At 71.2% G+C, this 10,328-nt stretch carries 9 protein-coding genes; 8 read left to right on the top strand and 1 reads right to left on the bottom strand.

Annotation, left to right across the window (positions count from 1 at the left end; genetic code table 11):
- Positions 1 to 191 precede the first annotated feature (191 nt).
- Complete coding sequence (locus tag ACM2XV_RS08985; RefSeq protein ID WP_487026687.1) at positions 192 to 1,016, top strand: SDR family NAD(P)-dependent oxidoreductase; 825 nt, start codon at positions 192 to 194, stop codon at positions 1,014 to 1,016.
- Position 1,017: 1 nt separating this feature from the next.
- Here ACM2XV_RS08985 and ACM2XV_RS08980 read toward each other — a convergent pair whose 3' ends face one another.
- Positions 1,018 to 1,647, bottom strand: a complete 630-nt coding sequence (locus ACM2XV_RS08980) for a hypothetical protein (protein ID WP_487026686.1) — start codon at positions 1,645 to 1,647, stop codon at positions 1,018 to 1,020.
- Positions 1,648 to 1,771: 124 nt separating this feature from the next.
- Here ACM2XV_RS08980 and argS point away from each other — a divergent pair, with 124 nt between their 5' ends.
- From argS to thrB, 7 genes are all read left to right on the top strand, one after another.
- A complete protein-coding gene (gene argS, locus ACM2XV_RS08975) occupies positions 1,772 to 3,442 on the top strand; it encodes an arginine--tRNA ligase (protein WP_487026685.1) in 1,671 nt (556 codons plus the stop codon).
- A gap of 16 nt (positions 3,443 to 3,458) precedes the next feature.
- A complete protein-coding gene (locus ACM2XV_RS08970) occupies positions 3,459 to 4,214 on the top strand; it encodes an LmeA family phospholipid-binding protein (RefSeq protein WP_487026684.1) in 756 nt (251 codons plus the stop codon).
- Between the two features lie 280 nt (positions 4,215 to 4,494).
- Positions 4,495 to 5,406, top strand: coding sequence for a hypothetical protein (locus ACM2XV_RS08965; protein ID WP_487026683.1), 912 nt, complete (start codon positions 4,495 to 4,497; stop codon positions 5,404 to 5,406).
- A 136-nt stretch (positions 5,407 to 5,542) separates the two neighbouring features.
- A complete protein-coding gene (gene lysA, locus ACM2XV_RS08960; RefSeq protein ID WP_487026682.1) occupies positions 5,543 to 6,943 on the top strand; it encodes a diaminopimelate decarboxylase in 1,401 nt (466 codons plus the stop codon).
- Positions 6,940 to 8,265, top strand: coding sequence for a homoserine dehydrogenase (locus tag ACM2XV_RS08955; RefSeq protein ID WP_487026681.1), 1,326 nt, complete (start codon positions 6,940 to 6,942; stop codon positions 8,263 to 8,265). The genes lysA and ACM2XV_RS08955 overlap by 4 nt, the downstream gene beginning before the upstream one ends.
- Positions 8,266 to 8,270: 5 nt before the next feature.
- Entirely contained in the window at positions 8,271 to 9,365 is a 1,095-nt protein-coding gene (thrC, locus tag ACM2XV_RS08950; RefSeq protein WP_487026680.1) for a threonine synthase, read from the top strand.
- A 26-nt stretch (positions 9,366 to 9,391) separates the two neighbouring features.
- Positions 9,392 to 10,328: homoserine kinase (gene thrB, locus ACM2XV_RS08945; protein WP_487026679.1), on the top strand; the 937-nt coding region annotated here is incomplete at its 3' end.

Below are 10,328 nucleotides of genomic sequence, written 5' to 3'. Positions count from 1 at the left end.
CGTGGCCGCGGAAGCCGCGCGGCCCGCGGCGCGCTCCGCGCCCGTGACCGTCGTGGCCCTCATGGAAGTCGTGATGTGAAGTGTTGTCGTATCGCATCGGTCGACCTTTCTGTAACAGGTCTTTGACCTTCAAAGACATATTAACGATATATCGTTTATCGCGCATGTCAAGTGCGGATTATCGTGAGGGCATGCCCCGACTTCGAGCGATCGGAACGCGAGCCCTGATCACCGGCGCCTCGAGCGGCATCGGCGCCGAATTCGCCCGCCAGCTGGCCGCGGCCGGCCTCGACCTGGTGCTCGTCGCCCGTAGCGCGCAGCGCCTCGAGGCCTTCGCCGACGAGCTGCGTTCCGCGCACGACGTCGAGGTCGAGGTGCTGCCGGCCGATCTGCTGACGAAGGCAGGCGTCAAGGCGGCGGAAGCGCGGGTCGGGGCATCCGTCGATCGCATCGACGTGCTCGTCAACAACGCGGGCTTCGGCCTCGCGAAGGACTTCGACCAGAACAGCGTCGACGACGAGCTCGACCTGCTCTCGATGCTCGTCGAGGTGCCGCTGCGGCTCACGCACGCCGCTCTCGCGCACATGCTGCCCGCGGGCGGCGGCACGATCATCAACATCGCGTCGGTCGCGGGCTTCACCCCGCGCGGCACCTACAGCGCGGCGAAGGCGTGGCTGCTGTCGTTCAGCCGGTGGGCGAACCTCGCCTACAAGAGGCGCGGCGTGCGCGTCACGGCGGTCGCCCCGGGCTTCGTGCGCACCGAGTTCCACTCGAGGCTGAGCACGGATGCCCACGCCGCGGCGCCCGCGGGCGCGTCGCTCGAGCCCGCACGGCTCGAGAGGGCCGTTCCCGACTTCCTGTGGCTCTCTGCGCCGGACGTCGTGCGGGCAGCGCTCATCGACACGGCGCGGGGGCGCGCGGTGTCGATCCCGAGCCTGCGCTACAAGCTCATCGTCGCCGCGGCGAAGCTGACGCCCGACGCGATCGCCGAGCGCGTCGCCCGCATGGGCCGGTGAGCTACTGCAGGTTGCCCATCACGTCGCTGGCGACCTCGTAGCTGTCGCCGGGCTCGAGGAACATCTTCGAGTCGATGACGATCCAGTAGCCGTTGTTCGTGAACACCTGCAGCGTGCCGACACCGCCGGCGACGTTGAAGTAGCTGACGGTCCCGGCCGGCGCGCCGTCGATCGGCACCTGCTGCGACTGGCCCGCGACCTGGCCGCTGAACTGGTCGACGTTGTCGGCCGAGGGGTGCGCGACCGCGATCTCGATCGTCTGACCGCTCGTCTGGTTGACCCAGCCGAAGCTCGCGCCCTGGAGCTTCACGAGCTGCTCGGCCGCGCTGCCGGCCTGCACCTTGTAGTCGGGGTCGGGGGAGAAGTTCGGGTTGAAGTCGTAGACCTGCTGCGCGGTCCACACCTGGCCCTGCTGCAGCGTGACCGGCGTCGGGGTCGGCGTGGGCGTCGGCGTCGGGGTGGCCGACTCGGTCGCAGAGCCGTCGGTGGGCGCCGTCGTCGAGCTGCCGGCCTTCGGCGTGTCCTTCGCGGTGCTCGAGCCCTGGCTCGCGCAGCCCGTGAACAGGGCTGCGGCGGTGACACCCGCGAGCAGGGCGGTCGTGATGCGAAGGGAACGTCTGGCAAGCGGCATGGCAGGCACTTTCGTATCGAGCATCCGTGCCGGACTGGGTGATGGCACGCGATCGCGGCGAGCCTATCAAGCCGCCCAGCCCTCTCAGGCCGAGCGAAAGGCCGCTCCCATAGAATCGTTATTTGTGACTCCTGCCGAGCTTTCCTCCGCCCTGTTCGCCCTCGTCGAGCCCATCGTGGCGCGACGCCGCGGCGAGAACCAGGGCGTCGAGATCACGCCGGCCGACGTCACGCTCGAGCGGCCGAAGAACCGCGAGCACGGCGACTGGGCGACGAACATCGCCCTGAAGCTCGCCAAGCCGATCGGGGTGAGCCCGCGCGAGCTCGCCGCCGAGATCGCCGACGCGGCCGCGACGCTGCCCGGCGTGGCATCCGCCGAGGTCGCCGGCCCTGGCTTCATCAACCTGCGCCTCGACGCCGCGGCCGCGGGCCTGCTCGCGAAGACGATCGTCGACGCGGGGGATGCCTGGGGAAGCAACACCACGCAGGCGGGTCGCACCATCAACCTCGAGTTCGTCAGCGCGAACCCGACCGGCCCGCTGCACATCGGCCACACCCGCTGGGCGGCCCTCGGCGACTCGATCGCGCGCGTGCTGAAGGCCTCCGGCGCCGAGCTCGCCCGCGAGTACTACATCAACGACGCCGGCTCGCAGATGGACAAGTTCGGGGCCAGCGTGCTCGCCGCCGCGAAGGGCGAGCCGACGCCGGAAGGCGGCTACCCCGGCCAGTACATCGCAGACCTCGCGCAGCACGTGCTTGAGCAGGTGCCGAACCTTCTCGAGCTGCCGGCCGATGAGGCGCTCGCGACCGCGCGCGAGGCGGCCTATGCGCGCCAGCTCGCCGAGATCAAGCAGTCGCTCGCGAACTTCAACGTGCACTTCGACGTCTACTTCTCCGAGCGCACGCTGCACGCCGTCGACCCCGCGACCGGCACGAGCCGCATCGACGACGCCGTGGAGGACCTGCGCAAGCTCGGCCACGTCTTCGACGCCGACGACGCGGTGTGGGTGCGCACGACCGACTTCGGCGACGACAAAGACCGGGTCATCCGCCGCTCCAACGACGTCTACACGTACTTCGCCGCCGACGCGGCCTACTACCTGAGCAAGTCCGAGCGCGGCTTCGCGCACAAGATCTATCTGCTCGGCGCCGATCACCACGGCTACGTGCATCGCCTCAAGGCGCTCGCGGGTGCCGCGGGCGACGACCCCGAGAAGGACATCGAGGTGCTCATCGGGCAGCTCGTCTCGGTCAACGGCGCGCGCCTGTCGAAGCGCGCGGGCAACATCATCGAGATGGACGATCTGATCGAGTGGCTCGGCACCGACGCGCTGCGCTACTCGCTCGCCCGGTACCCCGCAGACTCACCGCTCGCGCTCGACCCCGACCAGCTGCGCAGCCGCTCGAACGACAACCCCGTCTTCTACGTGCAGTACGCGCACGCCCGCACGAGCTCGGTGACCCGCAACGCGCAGGCGGCCGGCGTCGACACCAGCGTGTTCGAGCCGGGCCTGCTGACGCACGAGACCGAGTCGGCGCTGCTCGGCGCCCTGCAGGAGTTCCCGCGCGTCGTCGCTCACGCCGCCGAGCTGCGCGAGCCGCATCGCGTCGCGCGCTACCTCGAAGAGGTCGCGGGGCTCTACCACCGCTGGTACGACAACTGCCGCGTCATCCCGCAGGGCGAGGAACCCGTCGAGGACGTGCACCGCACGCGCCTCACGCTGAACCTCGCGGTCGGCCAGACGATCCGCAACGGCCTCGACCTGCTCGGGGTCTCCGCTCCGGAGAAGATGTAGCCATCGGGGACGTTCGATGACCGGAGCCCGCCGACTCACCTGGATCATCGTCGCCGTACTCGCGGTGGCGGCAGTCGCGTTCGGCGCCGACGCGGCGCTGCGGTCATATGCCGAGCGGCGCATGCAGAGCGAGATCGCCGAGGCGCTGCCCGCGGGGGTGACCGCGCCGGGCCTCTCGGTCGACGTGCGCGGCTTCTCATTCATCGTCCAGTACCTCGCGGGGCGCTTCGACGAGGTCGAGGTGGATGCCCCGAGCATCACGACCGCGCGCGGCTCGGTCTCGGCATCCGTTCTCGCCACCGACGTGCGCATCGATCGCTCGTTCCGCACCGCGCCCGTGCTCGGCTCGGCGAGCGGCACCCTGCACGTCTCCGAGCAGGCGGTCAACAGCCTGGTCTCGCTGCCCGACCCGACCGCGGCGATCGCGCTGAGCGAGAAGACCGTCACCTACAGCGCGACGACGCAGGTGCTCGGCTTGCCCCTGAGCTATTCGGCCGCCGTGCGCCCGGTGGCCGACGGCGCGATGGTGCGGCTCTACCCGAAGTCGGTCAACGTCACCTCGGGGCCCGTGCACTTCGACGTGAAGTCGCTGCTCGGCGGGGTCTTCGACGGCAAGCCGATCAACGTCTGCATCGCGCCCTACCTGCCGGCGGGACTCAACGTCGGCGACATCGAGATCGCGCGCAGCAAGGCGGCGATCGACTTCCACGCCACGGACTTCTCGCTCGACCCGAAGACGTTCCAGACCCACAGCGCCTGCCCGGCTTCTTAGCCGCCCCCGCGGTTCGAGGCGCCCGTCGTCCCCGGCGCCCAATGTCCCCGGCGCCCGCGGTCCCGTTCCGCGCGCCCGCCGCGCCTTTCCCCATGCCCGCCGAGACGTGCGCCGATGGGGGAATCCCGCGCCAAAGGCCCGTTTCGGAACATCTCGGTGGCGCCGGGAAGACTGATCGAGCACACGACTTGCCCCTCACAGACGAGGTCGGCGCGCGATTCTCCCCAGAACGGCCCTTGGCCACGAATGCGCACCACGACGCGTCGGCAGACTCGCGGCCATGCGCCACCCTGAGCCCCTGCCCACGCATCTTGAAGCCGCGCCGTTCACCGTCGCCCAGGCCGACGAGTCGGGCGTCTCACGCGATCGGCTCAGGGCACGTGACCTCGCGAACCCCTTCCGCGGCGTGCGGGTGCCGCGTGCCCTCCTCGAGAACGCCGACCCGGACGCACAGTTCGCGATTCTGTGCGACGCCTACCAGGCGCGGATGCCTCGCGGATGGTTCTTCAGCGGGCCGACAGCCGCCCGCATCCTCGGCGTGCCCCTGCCCGCCCGCCTCGAGCAGCTCGTGGTCCATGTCACCGCGCCGACGGCTTTCGCTCCTCGCGGAAGGTTCGTCGTCGGGCACACCGCGCAGAACGCCGAGACGACACTGCTCTTCGACCGCCCGGTGCGCGTGGCGGCCGAGCTGTGGTGCGAGCTGGCGCGGTTCCTCACCGTCGACGAGCTCATTGCCGCGGGCGACCGCATGCTGTCGGACAAGCCGGTGATGCTCACGACGCGCCGCCATCTCGAGCGGGCGCTCGCCGCGCACGGCGCGGGGCGCGGGGTTCGCAAGCTGCGCGAGGCGCTTCCGCAGCTCAGAGAGAACGTGTGGTCGCCGCGCGAGACCTGGGCGCGGCTCGTGATCGTGCGGGCGGGGCTGCCGGAGCCGGCGCGCAACGAGCGGATCCACGGGCCCGATGGGAAGCTCATCGCGATCGGCGACCTCGTCTATCGCCGGTGGAAAGTGCTGGTCGAGTACGAGGGCGAGCGATGGCACCGGCACCGCTGGTCGGGCATCGACGTCGACCGCTACAACCGGCTCGTGCTCGCCGGCTGGACGGTGATCCGCGTGCGCAGGCACCACACCGCCGCCGATGTCGAGCGGATGACCCGCGAGGCGCTTCTCCTGAAGGGTTGGCGCCCCTGAGGCCGCCACCGAAAAGTGCGCAGAGGGGTGAATGCCGCCGCCGAGCCCCGTTTCGGAACGTTTCGGCACGGTTCCGGGGCATCCGTCGCCGCCCGGTAAACTGGCGCGCAATCCCCACCGAGCACCGAGGACACCTGTGGTCACCAACCCCCTGGCGCCGAGCTGGCTGACCGTTCCTGACGACGCGAACGAGCTGCCCGCCGCGATCTGGCCGGCAAGCGCCCGCCGCGAGGGCGACGGGGTCGTCAGCGTCGGGGGAGTGCCGGTCACGCAGCTCAAAGCGCGGTTCGGCTCGCCCCTCTACGTCATCGACGAGGCGGATGCCCGCGCCAGAGCCGCCCGCATCCACGACGCCTTCGCCGCCGCGGCCGCCGCCGTGGGCACGACCGTCACGGTCTACTACGCCGGCAAGGCGTTCCTGTCGACCGAAGTCGCGCGGTGGGTCACCGAGGCGGGGCTGAACCTCGACACCTGCAGCGGTGGCGAGCTCGCGGTCGCCCTCGCGGCCGGCGTCGACCCGGCCCGGCTCGGGCTGCACGGCAACAACAAGTCCCTCGCAGAGATCGACCGCGCCGTCGAGGTCGGCCTCGGCACGATCGTGCTCGACTCCGAGCAGGAGATCGAGCGCGTCGCCGCAGCCGCCGAGCGCCACGGCCGCCGCCAGCGGGTGCGACTGCGCGTGAAGTCGGGCGTGCACGCCGAGACCCACGCCTACCTCGCGACCGCCCATGAGGACCAGAAGTTCGGCGTCTCGCTCGGCGAGGTCGAGGGCCTGGTCGCAGACATCCGCTCGCATGCCTCGCTCGAGTTCGTCGGGCTGCACTGCCACAACGGCACCCAGGTCTTCGGCTCGGCCGGCATCGCGGAATCGGCGCGGCGCCTGCTCGAGGTGCACGCGCGGCTGCTCGCGGGCGGCCCGGTGCCCGAGCTGAACCTCGGCGGCGGCTTCGGCATCGCCTACAACACCGGCGACGACGCGACCGACGCGTGGGAGCTCGCGAAGCCCATCGTCGACTCGGTCGCGCAGCACTGCGCCGCGCTCGGCATCCCCGTGCCTCACCTCGCCTTCGAGCCCGGCCGTGCCATCATCGGCACCCCGGGCGTCACGCTCTACGAGCTCGGCACCACGAAGCCCGTCGAGGTCGACGCCGAGACCGGCGGCACCGCGACCCGCCTGTACGCGAGCGTCGACGGGGGCATGAGCGACAACGCGCGCTACGCGCTCTACCAGGCGCAGTTCAGCGCGCGGCTCGCGTCGAGGCGATCGGATGCCCCGCCCGCGCTCGTGCGCATCGCGGGCAAGCACTGCGAGTCCGGTGACATCGTGGTTGACGCCGACTACCTGCCCGGCGACGTGCGCCCCGGCGACCTGCTGGTCGTGCCGGCCACCGGCGCCTACTGCTTCTCTCTGTCGAGCCGCTACAACTACCTTCCCCGGCCGGCCGTCGTCGCCGTGCGCGACGGCGAGGCCCGCGTGATCGTGCGCGGCGAGACCGAGGAAGACCTTCTCTCTCACGACGCAGGGGTAGTCCTTTGATCGAATACCGCACCCTCAGGATCGCCCTGCTCGGCGGCGGCACGGTCGGCTCGCAGGTCGCCCGACTGCTGCTCGAGAACGGCGACGAGCTGTCGAGCCGCGTCGGCGCGCGCATCGAGCTCGCCGGAATCGCCGTGCGCGACCTCGACAAGCCCCGCGACGCGAGCCTGCCGCGCGAGCTGTTCACGACCGATGCCGAGCAGCTGATCCTCGGCGCCGACATCGTCGTCGAGCTGATGGGCGGCATCTCACCGGCGCGCGAGCTGATTCTGAAGGCGCTGAACTCGGGCGCCGACGTGGTGACCGGCAACAAGCAGCTGCTCGCCACCCACGGCACCGAGCTGTTCGACCTGGCGGGCCAGGTCGGCGCGCAGCTCTACTACGAGGCGGCCGTCGGCGGCGCGATCCCCATCATCCGGCCGCTGCGCGACAGCCTCGCGGGCGATCGGGTCACCCGCATCCTCGGCATTGTCAACGGCACGACGAACTACGTCCTCGACCGCATGGATGTCGACGGCGACGAGCTGGGCGAGGCGCTCGCCGTGGCGACCGAGCTCGGCTACGCAGAGGCCGACCCGACCGCCGACATCGGCGGCTACGACGCCGCGGCGAAGGCCGCTCTGCTCGCGAGCCTCGCGTTCCACACCGACGTGCCGCTCGAAGCCGTGTACCGCGAGGGCATCGAAGACATCACGAAAGAGCAGGTCGATCTGGCCCGCGACATGGGCTACGCCGTGAAGCTGCTCGCCATCTGCGAGCGCATCGCCGCGCCCGAAACGGGGGAGGCCGCGGTGTCGGCACGCGTCTACCCCGCGCTCGTGCCGCGCAGGCATCCGCTCGCCGCTGTTCACGGCGCGCACAACGCGGTCTTCGTGCAGGCGGAAGCCGCGGGCGACCTCATGTTCTACGGCGCCGGAGCGGGCGGCATCCAGACCGCCTCGGCCGTGCTCGGCGATGTCGTGTCGGCCGCGCGCCGCCATGTCGCGGGCGGCCCGGGCGTCGCGGAATCGACGCACGCCGAGCTGCCCGTGCTGCCCGTCTCGGCGGCCGTCACGCGCTACCACGTGACGCTGCACGTCGCCGACCAGCCCGGCGTGCTCGCCGAGATCGCGCGCCTGTTCGCCGAGAACGGCGCGTCGATCGAGACCGTCGTGCAGTCGTCGGCGGCCCCAGGCACAGCGGGCGGCGAGACCCCGACGGCTACCCTGGTCATCGGAACCCATGCAGCCCTCGAGGCGTCGCTCGCGGCGACCGTCGAGGCGCTGCGCGCCAGCGCGGCGGTCACCTCGATCGCCCACGTGCTGCGGATCGAAGGAGCGTAAAGCAAGTGGCCCACCAGTGGCAGGGAGTCCTGCACGAGTACCGCGACCGCCTCGATGTGACGGATGCCACGCCGATCGTCACCCTGGGGGAGGGCGGCACCCCGCTCATCGAGGCCCCCTCGCTCTCGCGCCGCACGGCCGCCCGCGTGTACATCAAGTACGAGGGCATGAACCCGACGGGCTCCTTCAAGGACCGCGGCATGACGATGGCGATCTCGAAGGCCGTCGAGGCCGGGGCCAAGGCCGTCATCTGCGCCTCCACGGGCAACACCTCGGCGTCGGCCGCCGCCTACGCCGCGCACGCCGGCATCAAGGCCGTCGTGCTGATCCCCGAGGGGAAGATCGCGCTCGGCAAGCTGAGCCAGGCGATCGTGCACAACGCCGAGATCGTGCAGCTCACGGGCAACTTCGACGACTGCCTGGATGTCGCGCGCGAGCTCGCCGCGGAATACCCGGTGCACCTCGTCAACTCCGTCAACAACGATCGCATCGAGGGGCAGAAGACCGCCGCGTTCGAGATCGTCGAGCGCCTCGGCGATGCCCCCGACTTCCACTTCATCCCCGTCGGCAACGCCGGCAACTACACCGCCTACACTCGCGGCTTCGTCGAGGAGCTCGAGCGCGGCGTCGCCACCAAGCTGCCGCGCATGTTCGGCTTCCAGGCGGCGGGCTCGGCGCCCATCGTGCTCGGCCACCCCGTGAAGGACCCCGACACGATCGCCTCGGCGATCCGCATCGGCAACCCCGCCTCGTGGAGCCTCGCGCTCGAGGCCCGCGACAGGACGCAGGGCTACTTCGGGGCGATCGACGACGAGACGATCCTCGCCGCGCAGAAGCTGCTCGCGGCCGAGGTCGGCGTGTTCGTCGAGCCGGCGAGCGCCATCGGCGTGGCCGGGCTGCTCGAGCGGCACGCCGCCGGGGCGATCCCCGAGGGCTCGGTCGTGACGATCACCGTCACGGGCCACGGCCTCAAGGACCCGCAGTGGGCGCTGCGCCAGGCCGACGGCTCTGAGGTGCAGCCGACCGTCGTCGAGGTCTCGGCGAGTGCGGTCGCCGGCGCGATCGGGCTGGAGAAGGCATCCGTCGGGGCACCTGCATGATGTCGGCGGGCCCGGATTCCGGTCCGATGCCCGGGCCGGCGGCTGTGGCCGCCGGCGGTTCCTCGGCGATTCCCGTGGGTCGCAGCGTACACGTGCGCGTGCCCGCGACGACCGCCAACCTCGGGCCGGGCTTCGACACCCTCGGGCTGGCGCTCTCGCTCTACGACGAGCTCGAGGTGACGGTCTCGGCTGTGCCCGGTGTGCGCGTCGAGGTGCACGGTGTGGGCTCCGACGGCTCGGTGCCCACGGATGCCACGAACCTGGTCGCCTCCGTCATCCTCGACGTCCTCGGCCGAAAGGGGGCGCTGGTTCCGGGGCTCGACATCGTCGCGCGCAACGCGATTCCGCACGGGCGGGGGCTCGGTTCATCGGGTGCCGCGATTGTCGGCGGCATCATGGCGGCGAAGGGCCTGCTCGCCGGGCTCGTCGAGTTCGATTCCTCCGAGCTGCTCGCGATCGCGACCGAGCTCGAGGGGCATCCCGACAATGTCGCGCCCGCCTTGTTCGGCGGCCTCACGATCGCCTGGGTCGAGCCGGGCGGCCCGCAGCACAAGAAGCTCAACGTGCACCGGGGCGTCTCGCCGGTGGTGTTCGTGCCGGCGCACACCGTGCCGACCAAGCTCGCGCGCTCGCTGCAGCCGGCGCAGGTGCCGCACGAGGACGCGGTGTTCAACGTGTCCCGCTCGGCGCTGCTGATCGCGGCGCTGATCCAGAGCCCCGAGCTGCTGCTGTCGGCCACCGAGGACAAGCTGCACCAGAACTACCGTGCCGCGGCCATGCCCGATACGAGCGCGCTGGTCGGTCTGCTGCGGGCCGCCGGGTTCCCTGCCGTCGTCTCGGGCGCCGGGCCGAGCGTGCTGGTGCTCTGCGAGCGGCCGGCCGACCGCCTGCGGGCCGCCGAGCTCGTCGCCGCGCAGTCGCCGGTGGAGTGGCAGCCCCTGATGCTGGCGGTCGACTTCAAGG

It is taken from the genome of Gryllotalpicola sp. CP2-P1, assembly GCF_057512245.1.
Note: the sequence above shows the minus strand (reverse complement) of the source record. Positions and strands in the feature narration are given on the sequence as shown.